The following is an 18,571-nucleotide window of genomic DNA, read 5'->3' on the forward strand; positions in this document are numbered from 1 at the left end:
AAAAAGTATCTTCCGGGCCGGGGGATGGCTCGGCTTGGGAATATTTGGATTGGATCAGGTTTGTGGCCAAATCGGCGAATTTTCCGGAGTTATTGGGCATTTTGAGACGTCTGCGGCGGTACTTCTTCATCGTCGGAGCGTTTTCTTTCGTCATCAATCTATTGATGTTGACGCCTTCCCTCTACATGCTGCAGGTCTATGATCGGGTGTTGAGCAGCCGCAACGAAACGACCCTCGGCTTGCTGACCTTGTTGGTCGTGGGATTGTACATGCTCATGGGCGCTTTGGAGTTAGTGCGTTCCCGAGTTCTGGTGCGGGTGGGGGCTTTGATGGAAGCCGATTCCAACGAGCGCGTGTTCGATGCGGCGTTTGAGGCCACCTTGCGCCGAGAAGGACAGGATGCGCGCCAGGCGCTCTCGGATTTGACCCGGCTGCGCCAGTTCTTGACGGGTAACGGGCCGTTCGCTTTCTTCGACGCGCCCTGGGCGCCGATTTATCTGGCGGTGATTTTCCTGCTCCATCCGCTCCTGGGCTGGTTCGGAGTGGCGGCCACCTTGATTCTGCTGGGAGTGACCCTGCTCAATGAGTGGCTGACGCGCGGACCTTTGCAGGAGGCCAATCATATCGCCGGCCAGTCGCTCAGTGCGACCGGCAATCACTTGATCAATGCCGAGGTGATCGAGGCCTTGGGCATGCTGCCCCGAATGCGTCAGCGCTGGAAGCAAAGACACGTTCAACAATTGGCCTGGCAGGCGCTGGCCAGCGACCGGGCCGGTCTGATCGCCGCGGTCAGTCGTTTCGTGCGGGTGACCGTTCAGTCGCTGGTTCTCGGTTTGGGGGCGTATTTCGTGATCCGGGGAGAAATGACTGCGGGCGGCATGATCGCCGGTTCGATCCTGCTCGGGCGAGCCTTGGCGCCGGTGGAGCAGTTGATCGCCAATTGGCGGGGGTTCGTGAACGCGCGAGGCGCCTATACGCGCCTCGGCGAGTTGCTCGACCGTTTCCCACCCCCCTCGGAGCGTTTATCGTTGCCGCCTCCCGCCGGGAATCTGACGGCGGTGAATGTCACGGCCCTACCTCCCGCCGCCGAGACGCCGGTGCTCATGGGGTTAAGTTTCGAAATTCCCGCAGGTACGGTGGTGGGCATCGTCGGTCCGTCCGGATCGGGCAAATCCACTCTGGCGCGTTTGTTGGTGGGCGTTTGGAATCCCTCCTCGGGTAAGGTGCGACTCGACGGGGTGGATGTGGCCGATTGGGACAAGACGGAACTGGGACCGTACCTCGGTTATCTCCCCCAAGACATCGAGTTGTTCGAGGGCACCGTCGCAGAGAACATCGCCCGCTTCGGGGAATTGGACTCGGACAATATCGTTGCGGCGGCCAAATCCGCCGGCGTGCACGAAATGATTTTGCGCTTTGCGCAGGGCTACGATACGCAGATCGGCCCCGGCGGGGCGGTGCTGTCCGGGGGGCAGCGTCAGAGGATCGCCCTGGCAAGAGCTTTGTTTGGCGATCCGCGCTTGATTGTCTTGGACGAACCCAATTCCAATCTGGACGATGCGGGCGAGGCGGCGTTGGTGAGGGCGGTTCGAAAGGCCAAGGCGGATGGCCGGACGGTGGTGGTGATCACGCATCGGACGAGCATTTTGAACGAAGTCGACCGATTGTTGCTGCTCCGCGATGGCAAGCTACAAGCCCATGGTTCCCGGGATGAGGTGCTGGCAATGCTTCGAAATGCTTTTCAGCAAGCCGCCAAGGCCGGGAAAGCCGCATCGATGGCGGGTTAAAGGAATAATAAGTTCATGGCCGTTGAAAAGAAAGTCCTGTCGGTGCGAGCCTCTGAACCGATTGCCGGAAAAACCGCTGACATTGAGGTGCCTGCGATACCCCCCGATGATATCGGGCGTTTTGTCCGGTTGGGAGTGTGGCTGCTGGCGGTCGGGTTCGGCGGTTTTTTGACCTGGACGGCGCTGGCTCCCCTGGATGCGGGTGTGCCCGCACCGGGAACCGCGGTGGTGGAGTCCAACCGCAAGACGGTGGCCCATTTGACCGGCGGGATCGTGAAGGCGATCCATGTGACCGAGGCTCAGTATGTGAAGTCGGGGCAGCCTCTGATTACCTTGGACGATAGTGAAATTGCCGCCAGCTATCGCAGCGCCCTGAAAGAATACTACGCATTGCTGGCCATGGAGGCGCGTTTACGCGCGGAACGGCAAGGCGCCGAAAGCGTCGTTTTCCCTGACGAACTTCTTGAAGCGGGGAGCGAAGGTCGCGCCAACCTTCAGATAGAAGCGCAGCGCCAACTCTTTTCGGCCAGGCGATCCGCCCTCGATAGCGAACTCCGATTGCTTGCCGCCCGAGTCGACACCCATACCGCCGACGCCGACGCCAAGGCGGCGCAGCTGGAGTTCTTGCGCGAACAATTGGAGGGGGTGCGGAATTTGGCCGCCGAAGGCTATGCGCCGCGGAATGCCCGTCTGGAGCTCGAACGTCAGGCCTTGGATCTCGGCAATCAAATCGATCTGGCTCGCCGCGAGGCACAAGATACCCGACTGGAAGCCTTGAGGCTCAAGCAAAACTATCGCAAGGAAGTGGAAACCCAACTGGCCGATACGGTGCGGCAAGCGGTGGTGGCCGAAGAAAAAGTGCGGGCGTTAAAGGAGGCGTTGGAACGCACCGTGATCCGAGCCCCGGTTGCAGGGTACGTGAATCATTTGGAAGCCCATACGGTGGGCGGTGTGGTCAAGCCGGGAGAACCGATGATGGAAATCGTGCCCCGGGATGAGCGCTTGCTGTTCGAGGCACGGATTCCTTCCCATTTGATCGACCGTATTCAAGCAGGGCAGTTGGCCGATATTCAACTGCAGGCGTTCGTCAATCAACCGCAACTAATCGTAGAGGGGCGGGTGATTTCCGTTTCCGCCGACCTGATTCCGAGCGCTAACTCCGATATGCCGCCCCATTACTTGGCGCGAGTGGAGGTGACCGATGCGGGAATCGAACAGTTGGGTCATCATCGATTGCAGCCCGGAATGCCTGCGACGGTCATCGTAAAAACCGGCGAACGGACTTTCTTGGCGTATCTGCTTCGGCCGTTGCTCAGTCGGCTCCATGTTGCTTTGACCGAAGAGTAGAAATTATGCGGATTGGATTGTTGGTTAGCCGGTTGACGGGAGGCTGCTTTTGGAATCCGCCGCTGAAAAAATTCACAGTATTGATGCGAGCGCGAACCAATAATTTTAAGGGCATTGAATGATGTCGAAATCAATTAATGATTCGCAATTTTGAAATGGACTACAAAAGTCTGTTCCATCCGTAGTTGCCTTGAATTGGACCGCCTGGGTTTCTAGATCCACCCAAAATATCAAGCTTTTTGGTATTAGATCGCTGTTGGTGGGGCTGAAAACATCTAAAGCGCCATTGAAAATAGATTCCTCATCAATATAACCATTGCCGTGAGTAATGCCGGAATAAGCTTGTGCTAACCATTCCTTCCCCTCTATCACATCACATTGACTCAAGCCATTAAGGGAAAAATATTTGATATGCTGAGTTACTTCTATGCTAATAAAGCATTCGCCTGTATTCTTGAATGAACCAGAGAAACAAATTTCACCTAGCTCATCAGCAGCATAAGTCATCTGAGCAATTGAACTTAACAGCATTGCTTTTAATGTATTTAATATAATCCTCATTTCGAAAACCTTTTCAGAAATAATATCTAAAATATTATTCAAACTATTTGATAAGTTTAATCGAACTTCATGGGCAATTTACGAAAATAAAATCATAATCTAAAATGCAATCATCTTCACCTGAGCAAAAATTGTTATCCTCTGATGAAGCTTTGAATGCAACCGTTTGTGTGTCAATATTGAACTCAAATAAAACTGTTTTCGGTGTCATGTCACTATTGGTAGGAGAAGAAATTCGAAGAGCACCATTAAAATTTTTGGCGTCTTTTAGGTATCCGCTACCATAAGCAATACCCGAATACAACTCAGCAAACCATTCTTTTCCTTCAACTATTTCGCATTCGCTTGAACCGTTCAATGAATAATATTTATTGTGTTGAGTGGCTTCAATACTAATCAAGCAGTTTCCAGTGTTTTGGAACGTTCCGGAAAAACAAAATTCACCTAGTTCATTTGCTGCAAATAAAGCTTGAGAAGATAATGTTAGCGCTATAATTGGAAAAAAGTTTTCTATATAACTATTCATAGTCACACACCTTATCCTGAATTCTGATCTCACGTTTCAGCCAATTTTATCATTGGTAATTTATTTGGTTACGTGTTCCGTCAAATTATGTAATAGTTCTACGATGAAGCCTCTGACTTCCAGAGGAGTTATGCAAGATGTGACAGAATCGAAATGAGACTAGTCAAAAACATTGCACCCAAAGCTTAACATTGTAGCAGCCCTCAAGCGAAATCCTTCTAGTATGGTTCTGAATCATAACATTGATCAGTATTTGGAAATCAAATATTGATCAAATTACATCACTATTTTTTGGATAGAAGGGTTTTTTTCCAGTTCTGCTTGGTCTGAATCTTTCAATCGCTCCAAGGACTACATAAATATAATAACTGGCATGATCCATTGCCGTCAGCGTTTGTCGCTTCGGACAATGACACGAGGCAGTCGTGTTGGTAATCCCCGGGGGCACGATACATAGGTGACACCCTACCGACGAATTATTTCCCTATTCAGGGTATACGCCGGCTGTGGCGCACTAGAGACGATGGATCGTATTCGTCAAGATTTTTTACGTTCCGATAGGGTCTCTTAATGAGATTGGTTATAGGATACTGATTTTATTTAAAAAAGTTGCATGGCACCAAAATTGCCTAATCTCTAAAAGATGTCCTTTTTAACAAACAAGGGGCATTTTTCAGGGCATCAATCCCGATCGGTGTGTTATGCAAATCTGTTCTAGTCCTGCGCAAAGTGGCATGCATGAAAAGGAAATTAAAGGAATAAATTCATGGATCGGGCATCTGTGCGTTCATTTGTATGAGGAGATCAAATAATGAGACATAATCGATCAACTATATTCAGTTCGATCGCAGCAGCGCTGCTGGTAATACCAGGCGCATTCGCAGACGATGGGGGGAACGGGAACCCCGGCTCGCCTTTCCTGAAAAGCATATCGCAGAAACTCCCGGCTGGCGGCGAAGCCGAGCACGCATTCGTCGATGTGATGAGTCGGTATGTACCATCGCAAGCCGCCGATGGTAGCGACAACGATGTAGAGCATTTCAATATCGATGGCGTCCTTGAGGAGACACTTAGCGAGGTCAAACCCCAGATTGGCGTTTTCCTCTACGGTCCTGTCGAGCATGTGGAAGGCAACGAGGAGATTGGTTTTACCGGTCATGGCAAGCGTGAGGCCTATGCTGCGGTGAGTCTCGACGATGGCAACACTTGGAAGTTGACCAATCTGTCTGAATCGGCCGATCAGAGTTCCGCCGATTTCGATCGAACCGATGTAAGTCTCTACAGCGACGACGGTATCAACTATCCGGGGGATGTCCTCAACATTGCCCAAGCTACCGCCGGTGATCACACCATCGTGGCCTGGTTCAGCCGCTACTGCGGCAGTGGTCAGCCCAACTATGCCCTGGAAAGTGGCGATTCGGAACGGCGCGCGGCTATCGCCGATTACCTCGGAATCGACCTGAATAACGCATCCTACGATGATCTTTACCTCACCGATATGTACCGGGTTTCCGGCCAGCAGCAGTCGGTGGATTATGCGGAGGACGAATTTGAAAAAAATCAAATCGTTGGCGAGGTGCCCTACGCCTGTCTATGGACCGCGCGGGGCACGCTCGAGCAACAGGATGACGACACCTACCAGGTGGTTTGGCGCAAGGCCGAGCGCCTTACCTCCGGTCGTCGAGACGTCAACCGGGTCGAAGTCGACATGGTGGAAGGTGTCGGTGCTGTGATCACCTGGCAGGAAGATCCGGAAGGCTTGCGGCCCGGGCAGGGTCTCGGCCCGGGCGCCGGTTGGAGCGGTGCGGTTGCCAATCACGAGACCGATGTGTGGTATTCCTTTATCGAGTGGGATCACTTCGGGCTGGTCCAGCAGGAGAACGAGCAAGGCGATTCCACTGGCGAGATCGTGGCTCTGGCAGACTACACGGGGACTTCGAACCGGCCCAAGGTCGGCATCCCCGTGGCCATGCCCATGCGGGTGACCGACAACGCCAAGTGTAACGTGGACAATCCGGCACCTTACTGCAACGGCTCGGCGATTCAAAACCAGAACGTCCTAAATCCCCTGGCTTACGGCATGAAAGATATGTGCGCCGATACCGTGAATATCCCTACGGGACCTCAGGGTACGCCGGCACCCGTTTGTGTCACGGAAGACGGTCTGCCACTGGTGGGCAACACCGCTTCCACTCGTCCCCGCGTGAACCTGTTTGGATACGATTCCAATAGAGATGGCGTGAATGACAGCGGGTGGGTGGTCTTTGTGACAGAGGAGTCCAAAGGGCTGGGCCGGTTCGCGTTCGATCAAGGCAAGAACATGTGGTACCACACTTTCAGCATGTCCTTGTTCGATACAAGGGCGACCGAAGAAAATGGGTTGATGGCCAACCTCGCCGGCCATGGCAACATGCTGAACCAGCCGGCGGTGGATTGGGAGACCGGTGCCTTCTATCAGGCCGTCAATACGTCGGAGTTCTGGGATTTTGGGGATTACAACTATGACGTCTACGAGACGGAAATCGCTCGTCGCGGCAGTTTATTGGCTCAGAATGCGGCCAAGGTCGACCGTCGCCAGGGCTCCTTTGCTCATCACCGCTTGACGGCCTTGCCGACCTGGAAGCAGGGCATCATGCAGCAGGGCGGCCCGGCCGATGTGATGGCGCGGCGCATCCTCTTGCCCCGGCGCTACAGGGAGGGCGTGGACAATCCGTACGCCTTCACCAACATGGCTTGCGATGAATGGGCCTACGCCGACGGTTCCAATCCCTACTATCCGGATGGGCTATGTCTGGAACCAGCCCTTAACCTGTCGTCAGTGACCCCGGACACCTGCGTGGACAACGCGACCGGCGACTCAGTGGATTGTCCCAAGGTGGAGAATGGAATCGGAGACACCAATCCCATTCTGCGGGGTAGCGATGTTCCGGTACCCAATACCACCAAAGTCTTTACCTGGCACCAATGCCCGAATGACGCCTCGGTGGTCAGCAGCAGCGACGAGATTACCCCGGTGACAGTCTGCGCGGACAACGCCACGAATCGGGCGAACAACTTCACCGACCAATCCTGGTACAACCCGTTGGACGTGGCAAAGGGGCATCGGGGCTTCATCGACGGCGACTTCATTATGATCCTTTACGCTTGGTCGCCCAATTGGAAGCTCAACACTGAGGGCAAGGACCGCTACGAACTCTATGTCCGGCGCTCCTTTGACGGCGGCCAGACCTGGACCATGCTCCCTACAAGGTATCGTCATTACGATCGGACACGCCACAGCGGTCAGGGGGCGGTCACTTGCGAAACCTTCCGCGGCGAGGAGGGTGCTGAACAGCCGAAGGGTTGTTTCAGCTATGGTGCCGGTGGCGCTGAACAGGCTCGCAACGTCTCGCAGCTGAAATCCATGGCCTTCACCATCCTGGATCCGCGCTATTCGGAGACGGCTCCGACTATTCCGGACTCCATTCGAGAAGGAGACACCCGGGATCCTTCTCGGTATTTCATCGTCTACGAGACCGGCGACAACCGGACCGTCGAGTTCGGTGAGGCCGAGTCCTTGAACCTGTTTTACAGCCGCGGCGTCCACTTCGGGGACAACTATCAGGTCTGGGCCGAGGAAGACGACCTGAGCGTTTGCTACCCATCCGATGCCCACGACGATCCGGATGTCTCCGACGTCGTGGCTGGTTCCGGGTTCTGCAACGAGTTCGACGATCTCGAGGGCAAACAGGACATCGCCTCCGGCGAAGGCAGCATCGAGGCCAACCCCAGCGGCGAATGGCTGTATGGCGTCTGGTCACAGACCGACGAAACCACAGGCGAGTCCGATGCCATGTGGCGCCGGGTTTGGTACCTCGACGGCTATATCTCTGAGGACTTTGCCTGGATCACCGGCCAAGGACCCAATTAAGGCCGAGATTTAGGGAAGTCCGGCAAGTCGGTGGACCGTTGATTCGGCGGTCCACCATCCTTCCGGCAAGATGACTGCGCTGTCTTCAGGAGATCCTGACAATGGTATCTTGCCTAATCTGTAAAGCATTCTGGCCAGGCTATCGCCGCAATCGATGCAGTTTTCGAGAATAAAAATGTTAATCAGGAGAAGTCTCATGAAATTTAAAATATTTCAAAACATAAATAATATTACCGCCGCCCTGGCGGTAGGTGCCTTCGCCATGGGTATTGCGCCTGCGGCGAATGCCCTCTCCATGTATAATGCCGACGCCTCGTTGGAATTCACCTTGAGCGGTGTCACCGATGCCAATGGAGGCAGCGTGGATAGTAGTGGATGGTCGGTGGAGGCTGATGGCTATGTGTCGTGTCCCGGATGATTGACGACACGTTTATGAAACAAGTGTGGGTGTGACCTTTGCCAATTTTTCAGGGCTTGCACTGGATGAATATGCCCCAAGGCTTTCTGAGGCACTTGATGATTGTACAACCAGACGTATCGTCGAAGGGTGGTTTCCAGTTCCTCTCCGGAGCGGAAATGATACGTACGCAGGATATCGGCAATACGCCCGTTGAATCGCTCCACCATGCCGTTGGTTTGAGGCCTTTTGGGGCGGATGAGTCGATGCTCGATGCCCAGTTCCGTGCACAGTTGATCGAAGACGTGCTGTCCGGTCGGGGTCCGTTCACCCCGGGTGACAAAGCGATCGGTGAATTCTTTTCCGTTATCGGTAAGAATCTTTTCGATCTTAAACGGCGCGGTCTTGGCCAGCGCCGCCAGAAAATGCCGCGCATGGCGGGCGCTTTTGCTGTGATAGAGACGCACAAAGACCCAACGCGTGGCCCGATCGATGGCCACAAACAGATACCGCCGCCGGGTTTCATCGGCCATTTGGGGCAAATATTTGACGTCGATGTGCACAAAGCCGGGGACATAAGCTTTGAAGGCTTTCGCCTTAGGTGGGCTTTTATCCGCCGGAGGTCTGCGAGACACCCCGTGTCGCTTGAGCATCCGATGCAACGAAGCGCGGGTCAGGGTCGGATGAATGAATTCCCGCACCACCGCCAGCAAGTCGTCCAGGGACAAGTCCAACTGCTGGCGCAGCACCAACACCACCTGCTCTTGAGCCGGCGTCAGGGTCGTGGGCAGCCGGTGCGGGGTATGCGGCAAGTCTTCCACCGAATCGCGTCCCTTCCAGCGCGCGATGGTTTCCACCGTGACGCCAAAGCGCTTGGCCAACACCGTATTCGGTTCCGTGCTCGCCTGGATCAAAGCGCGGATTCGGGGCGTGGTCGTCGCGTTTTTGTGCAGTCTTACTTGCATCCTGTCACCTCTCGCATGATGTCTCTGGCCATCAGTAAACCACACCGACGGCCTATTAGGGAATCATCCGTGACACGACAACTATCCCTTGAACCGCCCCCAACGAACCAGCAGCGGCGGCAGGAGCAGCAAGGTCAAGGCGGTGGACGACACCAGTCCGCCGATGATGATCGCCGCCATGGGGCCCATGATTTCGCGGCCCGGATTGTCGCTGTCCAGGGCGATGGGCAGCATCGCCAGGGCGGTGACCAGGGCGGTCATCAACACCGCGGGCAGACGTTCCTGAGCGCCGCGGATGGCGGTGGCGGTATTCCAGGAAAGCTTTTCCTTCAGGACCAGATGGCGGCAATGGGCGATCAGCATGATCGCATTGCGCACGGTGATTCCGAACAAGGTCACGAAACCCACCATCGATCCCACCGAGACGATTCCTCCCTGCAGCCAGACCGCGGCGACTCCGCCTACTAGAGCGAAGGGGAGATTGATCAGCGTCAGCAGGGTATGCCGCCAGGAGCCCAAGGCGACGTAAATGAGCAGCAGCACCCCCGCACCGGCCAGAAAGGCGTGTAAAAGCAGCGTTTGTCTGGCTTGGTTTCCAGCGACGGCGGCGCCGGTGAATTCCGGGTAGAAACCCGGAGGAAAATCGATTTCCGTCAGTATCTTTTGCTTAAGGCGGGTCAGGAAGCTATCCAAGTCGCCGTCGACCTTGGCGGTAATCACCTGCACGCGCTGAGCGTTGCGGTGCAATAAATTGTAACGGGCTTCGGTTTGACGGATTTCGGCCAGATGCCGCAGAGGGATCAGTTTAGGAGTGCATTTGCCCGGTTGGCTTCCCGAGGAATGGGCGACGGGTGTTCGGCAGCTTTCTCCTCCCAAGCTTTGCATCGGCAAGGACGCCAGGATGGCCGGGCTGCGCCGCAATGCCGGCGGCAGAATGACGCTGATGGGAAAACTGCGGTTGCCGCGGTAGACTTCTCCCACGATGCGGCCTTGGTAGGCGCTTTTCAGGACCCGCCCCAGATCGCCGGGGGAAAGGCCCCAAAGGCTTAGGTCCTGAGGGCGCGGCACGAGACTCAGCTGAGGCAGGGCGGTCCGAGAACGGAGCCGTACTTCGCATGCACCGGGCAGATCGCGGATCAGGTCGGCGATGCGCCCGGCGAGGCGATCCAGCCGAGTCAGATCCGGTCCGTAGAGATTGATCGCTATCGGCGCGGTATAGCCGGACAGGGTTTCGTCCACCCGTTCGACGAGAAAGGTGTTGGCCTCGAAGGCGATCCCGGGGAAGCGTTCCAGAGTGTCCCGCAAATCCTCCAAAACGCCTTGCTGGGCTTGACCCGACAAGGGTTCCAAATGGACTTCGTACTCGCTGTAGTGACTGCCGTAGGTATCGGCGCCCCGTTCGGCGCGGCCGGCCCACTGGGAAACCGACACCACCCCGGGAATATTGGAGAACGCTTCAATCAAGCGTTTTCCCAAGTGCAGCGAAGCATCCAGCGAGGTTCCCGGCAGACTGGCGGTGTGGACGATGAAATGGCCTTCGCGCAAGTCCGGCAGGAAACGCCCGCCCAGCCCCGGCAGGCTGGCCAGGGCCGCCAGGCAAACCAGCACGGTGCCGGCAAAGGTCAGGCGTGGACGGTTCCCGATCACGGCCAGGAGCCGGGCGTAACGGTACTGGAGCCAGCGCACCGGAGGCGGGGGGTCGGTATGCCGGACACCGCCCAGAAGCAGATAACCCAGGGCCGGAGTGACCGTCAGGGCGACGCCCAGGGAAGCCAGAATCGCCAGAATATAGGCTACCCCCAAGGGGGCGAACAGGCGTCCGGCCACCCCGCTCAGGGTAAGTAGCGGCAGGAAGACAAGCATCACGATGAGGGTGGCGTAGACCACCGAACCGCGCACTTCCAGGGAGGCTTCCAGAACCACCTGGGCGGGGGAGCGCGGTCGAGCCGCTCGGCGATTTTCCCGAAGCCTTCGGAAAATGTTTTCGGTATCGATGATGGCGTCGTCCACCACTTCCCCCAAAGCGATGGCCAGCCCTCCCAGCACCATGATGTTCAGGTTGACCCCCGTTTCCAGCAAAATCAACGCCGCGCTCAGAAGGGACAGGGGAATGGCCAGGGCCGAGATCAGGGCGCTGCGCCAGTCGAACAGGAAGCCGTACAGCACCAGCACCACGAACAACGCCCCGATGAGCAAATGGCCGCCGAGGCTCTTGATCGAACGCTCGATATAATCGGCCGGGCGGAACAGACGGGGGTAAAGGGTAATCCCCTGTTTTTCCAGCAGCGGTTGGAATTCGGCCAGAACCTCTTCCACCCCGCGCGATACTTCCAGGGTGTTGGCGTCGTATTGACCGATGACCATCAGCACCAGGCCGCGTTCGCCGCCGATTTGGGCCGCGCTGACGGCGGGAGCCGTTCCCCATTGGATATCGGCGATCCGCTCCAGGGGCAGGGGAGAACCGTCGGTGCGTCCGAGGGACAGCTGTCGGAGCCCGCCTAGCGGCTCGCGGTCGAGGGCCAGATTCAGATTCAATCGTTGATTGGGCGTTTCCACGAAACCCGAGCCGTGGCGTTGCAAACTCCCCCGCAGTCCGTCCAGGAGCGTGTTGAATCCGAGTCCGTAACGGATGAGCCGCTCCGGATCGATCCGGATCTGCAGTTGCCGCTCGCCGCCGCCGAACACATTGATGTCGGCCACCCCGGGAACGGATCGCAGCCGGGGGGCCAAGGTCCAATCCACGAAGTCGCGCAGGACCATCAGATCGTCGCCGGTCAGGCCCAAGGTAAGGATGGTGGCCGACGACGACGACAGGGGAACCGGCAGGGGCGGGCCGGTGCCCGGCGGCAAGGTCTGGGCGACGGAAGCCAGCCTTTCGGTCACCTGCTGGCGGGCGCGATAGAGATCGGTGGCGTCCTCGAAAACGGCGGTGATCACCGACAATCCGGCGATGGATTCGGAACGGAGATCGGTCAGCCCCAATAGCCCGCCGAGCGTGTTTTCGATGCGTTGCGTTACCCGCCGTTCCACCTGCTCGGCGGTCAACCCCGGCGCTTCGGTTTGAATCACCACCTGCTTGGGAGCGAACTCGGGGAAAATATCCAGTCCCGCCCGCGACAGCCGCCAGCCGCCGTAAAGGCACAGCACCACGCATAGGCCGACCATCGCCCCGCGCAGGCGAATGGCGGTTTCGATCAGCGCGGCCAGCATCGGCTTGCTTGGAATGTTTGGCATCAACTAGGCATGGCATTGAGCAGGAGTCGGCGGTGTCGATGCGCAACACGCTGTGAATACTTCCCTGTACGCTCGGATCGCAGCATCCATGCTGCGAACGGTTCCGCATCGACACCGCCGACTCCTGAATTCCTTCTAATCATCGTCTTCCTCGGGCACTTGAGATCGAAATTCCTCCGACAGGAGGAGTTGAGCGCCCCGGGTGACGACTTGCTCTCCTCCTTCCAACCCGGATTGAATCCACCACCGAGGACCGGCATCGCGCCATTTATTTAAGCGGCGGCGTTCGAACCGGCTGATGTCCTTCCGCACAAAGACCCAGGGCAATCCGCCGTACCAGACCACCGCTTCGGCGGGAACGGGCACGGCTTCGCCGGTCTCGGTCAGCCAGGCGGTCAGGCGTTGTCCGACCCGCAGTTCGGCGGGTTCGTCGGCGAGGAAGAAATGGGTGGGACCGGATAAGGTCGAGTCGGTGCGGGGAGCGGGGGAGACGTATTGTAAGGGGCGCAGGGTGTCCATGTTTTCAAGCACGGCAGTAAGGGAGGCATCCTCGTCGGGCAGGGTGAGCAAAAGCAGATAAACGCGGCGGTGAACGAGGTCCTGCATTGTATCGTCGCCGGAGGCGATCCAGCCGCTTACAACGGGACCCCATTCGGCCGTCAGCCGGTTTTGCAAGCGGCGAGATTTCAGGCGCAAAGTATCCGCGCGGGTTCGGGCGGCGAGCCATTCCTGGCGGACCTGCTCCAGTCGCTCTCGACGAATGGCCTGTCCGGCTTTTTCCAGGCGACTAAGGCGCTTCCGGGCAATGACGGCGGCAGGTTCGGCGGCGCTCAGTTCTGCGGCCAGTTGCTCGAGACGGTTGGCGATTTCCAGCAGCGGCAGCGGATCGACGACGCGGGCCGGGACGGGCGTCCGGGGCGTGAACGATCGCCGTTGGACCGTTTGTATGCGGATACCGGCCAGGCGTTGGCGTGTCTGACTGAGTTCGATAAAAGGCGTCGGGTCAGGTGATTTTTGGATCGCCAGTGCCGAGGAAAAGGGAAACAATGACAGACTGCTCAGAAGGATCAGTCGGAGTCGAAGGTGAAAAGCGGGAATTGACATGCGCCCAAAGTATCACTCGACGGGGAATAGGAGAATCGTCTTGTTCGCGGATGTGGCGCGGATTGTAAAGCATCGAGGTTGCTTGTCAACGGAAGGGCTGGGGTACAATGGCGGCTTTCTTAAATTACCAAGGGATTTTGCATGAGCCAGGTGCCGCCAGACCTTAAATACTCTTCCACCCATCAATGGGCGAAACAAGAGACCGACGGGACGGTAACGGTGGGAATTACCGATCACGCCCAGGCGGAATTGGGGGATCTGGTCTTTGTGGATCTGCCGGAAGTCGGCAACGCCGTTCAGGCCGGTCGACCGTGCATGGTGGTGGAATCGGTCAAATCCGCTTCCGACGTGCATGCGCCGGTGTCCGGGGAAATTGTCGAAATCAACCGCGCCGTCGCCGACCGTCCCGAACAAATCAACGAACAGCCTTACGAAGCTTGGTTGTTGCGGATTCGTCCCGCCGATTCGTCGGAGCTCGACGCACTCCTCGATGCCGAGGCTTACCGATCCCTGATCGGAGCGGTCTGATGGGGCAGCCGGGATTGAAAGGATTGCCGCGCCTGATCGCGGCGTTTCAAAATTCCATGGCTGGCATGAAAATTTGTTGGCAAAAGGAGGAGGCCTTCCGCCAGGAACTTTTAATGCTGATCCTGGCTTTCCCTTTCGGGATTTGGTTGGGAGACAACGGCGTCGAACAGGCCCTTTTGATCGGCAGTGTGTTTCTAATCCCGATTTTGGAGACCCTCAACTCGGCGGTGGAGGCGGTGGTGGACCGCATCGGAACCGACTTCCATCCCCTGTCGGGTTACGCTAAGGATATCGCATCGGCCAGTGTGCTCCTCGCCATTTTCCAGGCGCTGCTGGTATGGGGATTGATTCTGTTTAATTAAAATTTTGGATGGGGATAAGCAAACGATGACCGCATTGATAACCGGCTCCATGGCCTACGACACCATTATGGTGTTCCACGATCATTTCAAGAACCATATCCTTCCGGATCAGGTGCATATTCTGAACGTCGCGTTTCTGGTGCCCGAGCTTCGGCGCGAGTTCGGGGGGTGTGCCGGCAACATCGCGTACAACTTGAAGCTTTTGGAAAAAGCCCCCCTTCCCATGGCGACGGTGGGCAAGGACTTCGGCCCCTATCGGGAATGGTTGAGCCGCTTGGGCATCGACCAGCGTTATCTGAGGGAAATCGACGATGCCTACACGGCCCAGGCGTATATCACCACCGACCTGGCCGACAATCAGATCACCGCATTTCATCCCGGGGCCATGTCCCGGGCCCACCTCAACCAGGTGCCTCAAGACAGCGACATCCGCATCGGCATTGTCGCCCCCGACGGACGAGACGGCATGATCGAACACGCCGAACAGTTCCATCGGTCCGGGATTCCCTTTATTTTCGACCCCGGGCAAGGGACGCCCATGTTCGAGGGGAAGGAATTGCTCCGCTTCATCGAGCTGGCCACCTGGGCGATCTTCAACGATTACGAAGCCAAGTTGGTCCAGGAAAAAACTCGTCTCACCCCGGAGCTGATCTCCGACGACGTGGATGCGGTGGTGGTGACCAAGGGGGCGGAAGGATCGGTGGTTTATATCGACCGCGAGCCGATCAAGATTTCCCCGGCCAAGCCGACCGCGGTGACCGATCCCACCGGTTGCGGCGACGCGTACCGGGCCGGCGCGATTTACGGTCTTTTGGAAGGCTACGATTGGGAAACCGTGGGCGCCATCGCTTCCCTGATGGGGGCGATCAAGGTGGAGAGCGCGGGGACCCAGAACCACACCTTTACCATGGAAGGGTTTCGGGAGCGTTTTTACGACAATTTCGGTTACCATCTCTGATGCGTTCTATCGACCGCCTATTAACCCTCATGGCCCGCTTGCGGGACCCGGAGACCGGCTGTCCCTGGGACCGCAAACAGACCTTCGAAAGCCTGATTCCCTATACCTTGGAGGAAGCCTACGAAGTGGCCGACGCCATCGAGCGCGAGGCGTGGGAAGAATTGGAAGGCGAGCTGGGGGATCTGCTCCTGCAGGTGGTGTTCTATGCCCGCATCGCCGAGGAGCAGGGATGGTTCGATTTCGACCGGGTGGTCGAGGGGATTTGCGACAAGCTGGAGCGCCGCCATCCGCACGTTTTCGCCGGCGTCGAATATGCTTCCGAGAAAGCGCGCAAGCGGGCGTGGGAGGAAATCAAACGGGCCGAGCGTCGCAACCAGCCCGCCCCGGAGGATGACAGCGTGCTGGCCGATATTCCGGCCACTTTACCGGGGCTGTTGCAGACCGAAAAGATCCAAACCCAAGCCGCCCGCCATGGCTTCGATTGGCCGGAAGTGCCGCCGGTATTCGAGAAGGTGGAAGAGGAGTTGGACGAGCTGCGGGAAGCCTACGCCAGCGGCGACGCCGCCCATATCCAGGAGGAAGTGGGCGATCTTCTGTTCGTGGCGGTCAATCTGGCCCGCCATTTGAACGTCCATCCCGAAACCGCGCTGCGGGAGAGCAACCGCAAGTTCGGTCGCCGTTTCCGCTACATGGAAAAGCGTCTGGCCGAGGACGGTAAAACGCTTGCCGAGACGCCCCTGGCCGATCTCGACAGCTTGTGGGACGAGGCCAAAGGCAGTGGCCGGACTTGAACTCCGCCATTCGCACCGGTGGGATGTGTCTCCCGAAGAGGCTATCGCCCTTCAGCAGGAGTTGCGGCGCTATCTAAGGCTTGAAGACGATCTGCCCGATCCGGTTCATGCCGTTGCCGGCGTCGACGTGGGTTTCAAGGAAAACGGTCGAGTCACCCGCGCCGCTGTGGCGGTGCTCGATTTTCCTTCGCTGAAATTACAGGCCCAGTTCTCGGCGGAGGTGCCCACTTCCTTTCCTTATGTGCCCGGCCTCCTTTCCTTCCGCGAGCTTCCGGCGGTGCTGGCGGCATTGGAAAAGCTGCGGGCCTTGCCCGATCTGATTCTCTGCGACGGCCAGGGCATCGCTCATCCGCGCCGCTTGGGGATTGCCAGCCATTTGGGGATTCTCTTGGATCATCCCACCATCGGCGTGGGCAAGAGCCGGCTGACCGGCAAGCACGGGCCGGTGCCCGACGAGCGCGGCGCTTGGGTGCCGTTGACCGATGGGGACGAGGTCATCGGCGCCGTGCTGCGCACACGGCAAGGAGTCAAGCCCATCTATGTCTCTCCGGGACACCGGATTGACCTGGAATCGGCCGTTCGATGGGTGATGGCGTGCACCACCCGCTACAAACTGCCGGAAACGACCCGCTGGGCGGATCGCTTGGCCTCCCGCGATTAAAGATTCGACGGAGGCGGAACGAATACCCCCTCCGTCGGGAATCGCGGGCTTTCAATCGCAGCGGCGATATCGGGGCCGATAGGAAATCGGATAGCCGTAACCGCGATGGAAGCGCCGCGGACGGAAATGACGGCGTGGCGGATGCCAGTGGCGCCGGTAATAACGGTGACGGGGGCGATGGTGGTGCCGGCGCCGGTGTTTCGGACGATAGCCGTAGTATCTCGATGGGCCTGAATGGATCCGGATGGACAGGCCGGTGTTTCCGGAATAACCGCCATATCCCAGGCGGACGTCGGCGGCGCTGGGTCCGGCGACAAGAGAGCCGGCGAGTATCAGCGCGGCGCCGATTACTTTGAATGCTTGAATGTTCATGTTGACCTCCAAGGTTCTGTGAAAAGTTACCTTGAACCTTCGCCAACAAAATAACACTCGTTACCTGAATCCAAGCTTTATCCAGCGGCTACAACCATCCTTTGCGTTTGAAAATCCAATAGGGCGCAATGCCCGACAGAATCATCAGCCCCAAGGCCGTCGGATAAGCCCAAGGTTCATCGAGCTCGGGCATGAATTGAAAGTTCATCCCGTAGATGCTGGCGATGAGGGTGGGGGGCAAAAAAACCACCGCGGCGATGGAGAAAATCTTAATGATTTGGTTCTGTTCGATATTGATGAAACCTTGAGTGGATTCCATCAAAAAGTTGATTTTTTCGAACAGGAAGGTGGTGTGCGACATCAGGGTTTCGATGTCGCGGGTGATATCGATGCAGGTTTGCTGCAATTCGGGGCGTTCTCGCAGGTGGCGCTGCAGGAAGGCGATGCTGCGCTGGGTGTCCATAAGGCAGAGCCGGATTTTGCCGTTGCTGTCTTCCAGCCTGGCCAATTGGCTGATCGCGTCTTCCAGTTCGGAGTTTTCATCTTCCAACACCATGTAGCTCACCCCTTCCAGGCGGCGGTGGATATCCTCCAGGTTATCCGCGTGGTTCTCGACTTTTTGATCCAGGATCGTGACCAACAATTCCGCCGGGCTTTGACATTCCAATCGGCCTCGGCGGGCGCGCATGCGCAGCAGGCGGAAATCGGCCAAATTGGTGTCCCGGATCGTAATCAGCCGGTTGGGTTGCAAGATACAGGCAACGGACGTGGTGGCGTGGCGTCCTTCACTTTGCGCCAGGAACAGCAAATGGATATGAATGCCGGCCTCGTCGACGAAGTAGCGCGCCGAGCTTTCGATTTCTTCCACCTCTTCCCCGTGGGGTAGGGCGGTGCGAAGCAGTTTGTGCAGCAGGGCGCGCTCGGTTTCGTCCGGGTCGCGGACGTCGATCCAATCGGCGCCGCCGATATCGAGCGCCTGCTTGATGCCGGTGGCGTTCAGTTTGGTAATCAGGCCGCTTCGGATTTTGAACAGTCGGAGCATGACGGGCTTTCCATTTCTCGCGAAAA

17 protein-coding genes are annotated in these 18,571 nt (G+C 57.4%); 9 read left to right on the forward strand and 8 right to left on the reverse strand.

The window, feature by feature from the left end; translation table 11 throughout:
• Window positions 1-62: 62 nt before the first annotated feature.
• Entirely contained in the window at window positions 63-1,787 is a 1,725-nt protein-coding gene (locus H035_RS0106650; RefSeq protein ID WP_026596348.1) for a type I secretion system permease/ATPase, read from the forward strand.
• A gap of 15 nt (window positions 1,788-1,802) precedes the next feature.
• Window positions 1,803-3,134, forward strand: a complete 1,332-nt coding sequence (locus H035_RS0106655; protein ID WP_022948211.1) for an HlyD family type I secretion periplasmic adaptor subunit — start codon at window positions 1,803-1,805, stop codon at window positions 3,132-3,134.
• A 105-nt stretch (window positions 3,135-3,239) separates the two neighbouring features.
• On the opposite strand, the gene H035_RS0106660 is transcribed toward H035_RS0106655, so the two are convergent.
• From H035_RS0106660 to H035_RS0106665, 3 genes are all read right to left on the reverse strand, one after another.
• Complete coding sequence (locus H035_RS0106660) at window positions 3,240-3,695, reverse strand: hypothetical protein (RefSeq protein WP_026596350.1); 456 nt, start codon at window positions 3,693-3,695, stop codon at window positions 3,240-3,242.
• A 67-nt stretch (window positions 3,696-3,762) separates the two neighbouring features.
• Entirely contained in the window at window positions 3,763-4,221 is a 459-nt protein-coding gene (locus tag H035_RS21755; RefSeq protein ID WP_161624009.1) for a hypothetical protein, read from the reverse strand.
• A gap of 826 nt (window positions 4,222-5,047) precedes the next feature.
• Window positions 5,048-5,344, reverse strand: a complete 297-nt coding sequence (locus H035_RS0106665; RefSeq protein ID WP_152485979.1) for a hypothetical protein — start codon at window positions 5,342-5,344, stop codon at window positions 5,048-5,050.
• Between H035_RS0106665 and H035_RS0106670 the strand changes: the two genes are divergently transcribed.
• Window positions 5,345-8,131, forward strand: coding sequence for a choice-of-anchor O protein (locus H035_RS0106670; RefSeq protein WP_152485980.1), 2,787 nt, complete (start codon window positions 5,345-5,347; stop codon window positions 8,129-8,131).
• A 196-nt stretch (window positions 8,132-8,327) separates the two neighbouring features.
• On the forward strand, window positions 8,328-8,549 hold the full coding sequence (locus H035_RS0106675) for a hypothetical protein (protein ID WP_022948215.1): 222 nt from the start codon (window positions 8,328-8,330) through the stop codon (window positions 8,547-8,549).
• Here H035_RS0106675 and H035_RS0106680 read toward each other — a convergent pair.
• From H035_RS0106680 to H035_RS20735, 3 genes are all read right to left on the reverse strand, one after another.
• On the reverse strand, window positions 8,528-9,493 hold the full coding sequence (locus H035_RS0106680) for an IS481 family transposase (RefSeq protein WP_022948216.1): 966 nt from the start codon (window positions 9,491-9,493) through the stop codon (window positions 8,528-8,530). The two genes, H035_RS0106675 and H035_RS0106680, sit on opposite strands and share 22 nt — an antisense overlap.
• A gap of 81 nt (window positions 9,494-9,574) precedes the next feature.
• Entirely contained in the window at window positions 9,575-12,703 is a 3,129-nt protein-coding gene (locus tag H035_RS0106685) for an efflux RND transporter permease subunit (protein ID WP_022948217.1), read from the reverse strand.
• Between the two features lie 159 nt (window positions 12,704-12,862).
• Window positions 12,863-13,831, reverse strand: a complete 969-nt coding sequence (locus tag H035_RS20735) for an efflux RND transporter periplasmic adaptor subunit (RefSeq protein ID WP_022948218.1) — start codon at window positions 13,829-13,831, stop codon at window positions 12,863-12,865.
• 141 nt (window positions 13,832-13,972) lie between these two features.
• Here H035_RS20735 and gcvH point away from each other — a divergent pair, with 141 nt between their 5' ends.
• Genes gcvH through nfi form a run of 5 tightly spaced genes read left to right on the forward strand, consistent with a single transcriptional unit; the run spans window position 13,973 to window position 17,131 of the window.
• On the forward strand, window positions 13,973-14,359 hold the full coding sequence (gene gcvH, locus H035_RS0106695) for a glycine cleavage system protein GcvH (RefSeq protein ID WP_022948219.1): 387 nt from the start codon (window positions 13,973-13,975) through the stop codon (window positions 14,357-14,359).
• Complete coding sequence (locus H035_RS0106700; protein ID WP_022948220.1) at window positions 14,359-14,721, forward strand: diacylglycerol kinase; 363 nt, start codon at window positions 14,359-14,361, stop codon at window positions 14,719-14,721. The genes gcvH and H035_RS0106700 overlap by 1 nt, the downstream gene beginning before the upstream one ends.
• A 25-nt stretch (window positions 14,722-14,746) precedes the next feature.
• Window positions 14,747-15,679, forward strand: coding sequence for a carbohydrate kinase family protein (locus H035_RS0106705; protein ID WP_022948221.1), 933 nt, complete (start codon window positions 14,747-14,749; stop codon window positions 15,677-15,679).
• Window positions 15,679-16,470, forward strand: coding sequence for a nucleoside triphosphate pyrophosphohydrolase (gene mazG / locus H035_RS0106710; RefSeq protein WP_040574358.1), 792 nt, complete (start codon window positions 15,679-15,681; stop codon window positions 16,468-16,470). The genes H035_RS0106705 and mazG overlap by 1 nt, the downstream gene beginning before the upstream one ends.
• On the forward strand, window positions 16,457-17,131 hold the full coding sequence (gene nfi, locus H035_RS0106715) for a deoxyribonuclease V (RefSeq protein WP_026596352.1): 675 nt from the start codon (window positions 16,457-16,459) through the stop codon (window positions 17,129-17,131). The genes mazG and nfi overlap by 14 nt, the downstream gene beginning before the upstream one ends.
• Before the next feature lie 51 nt (window positions 17,132-17,182).
• Here nfi and H035_RS18570 read toward each other — a convergent pair whose 3' ends face one another.
• Complete coding sequence (locus H035_RS18570; protein ID WP_022948223.1) at window positions 17,183-17,503, reverse strand: hypothetical protein; 321 nt, start codon at window positions 17,501-17,503, stop codon at window positions 17,183-17,185.
• Window positions 17,504-17,591: 88 nt separating this feature from the next.
• On the reverse strand, window positions 17,592-18,545 hold the full coding sequence (corA, locus tag H035_RS0106725) for a magnesium/cobalt transporter CorA (RefSeq protein WP_022949504.1): 954 nt from the start codon (window positions 18,543-18,545) through the stop codon (window positions 17,592-17,594).
• Window positions 18,546-18,571: the final 26 nt, after the last annotated feature.

This window comes from Methylohalobius crimeensis 10Ki (genome assembly GCF_000421465.1).
In the GTDB taxonomy this organism is placed as follows: domain Bacteria; phylum Pseudomonadota; class Gammaproteobacteria; order Methylococcales; family Methylothermaceae; genus Methylohalobius; species Methylohalobius crimeensis.

Bases quoted from the DNA above. Each gene is read 5' to 3' on its own strand.
- H035_RS0106655 (WP_022948211.1), top strand. From the start codon at position 1,803: ATGGCCGTTGAAAAGAAAGTCCTGTCGGTGCGAGCCTCTGAACCGATT.
- H035_RS0106660 (WP_026596350.1), bottom strand. From the start codon at position 3,695: ATGAGGATTATATTAAATACATTAAAAGCAATGCTGTTAAGTTCAATT.
- H035_RS21755 (WP_161624009.1), bottom strand. From the start codon at position 4,221: ATGAATAGTTATATAGAAAACTTTTTTCCAATTATAGCGCTAACATTA.
- H035_RS0106665 (WP_152485979.1), bottom strand. From the start codon at position 5,344: ATGCTCGACAGGACCGTAGAGGAAAACGCCAATCTGGGGTTTGACCTC.
- H035_RS0106675 (WP_022948215.1), top strand. From the start codon at position 8,328: ATGAAATTTAAAATATTTCAAAACATAAATAATATTACCGCCGCCCTG.
- H035_RS0106680 (WP_022948216.1), bottom strand. From the start codon at position 9,493: ATGCAAGTAAGACTGCACAAAAACGCGACGACCACGCCCCGAATCCGC.
- H035_RS0106685 (WP_022948217.1), bottom strand. From the start codon at position 12,703: ATGCTGGCCGCGCTGATCGAAACCGCCATTCGCCTGCGCGGGGCGATG.
- H035_RS20735 (WP_022948218.1), bottom strand. From the start codon at position 13,831: ATGTCAATTCCCGCTTTTCACCTTCGACTCCGACTGATCCTTCTGAGC.
- gcvH (WP_022948219.1), top strand. From the start codon at position 13,973: ATGAGCCAGGTGCCGCCAGACCTTAAATACTCTTCCACCCATCAATGG.
- H035_RS0106700 (WP_022948220.1), top strand. From the start codon at position 14,359: ATGGGGCAGCCGGGATTGAAAGGATTGCCGCGCCTGATCGCGGCGTTT.
- H035_RS0106705 (WP_022948221.1), top strand. From the start codon at position 14,747: ATGACCGCATTGATAACCGGCTCCATGGCCTACGACACCATTATGGTG.
- mazG (WP_040574358.1), top strand. From the start codon at position 15,679: ATGCGTTCTATCGACCGCCTATTAACCCTCATGGCCCGCTTGCGGGAC.
- H035_RS18570 (WP_022948223.1), bottom strand. From the start codon at position 17,503: ATGAACATTCAAGCATTCAAAGTAATCGGCGCCGCGCTGATACTCGCC.
- corA (WP_022949504.1), bottom strand. From the start codon at position 18,545: ATGCTCCGACTGTTCAAAATCCGAAGCGGCCTGATTACCAAACTGAAC.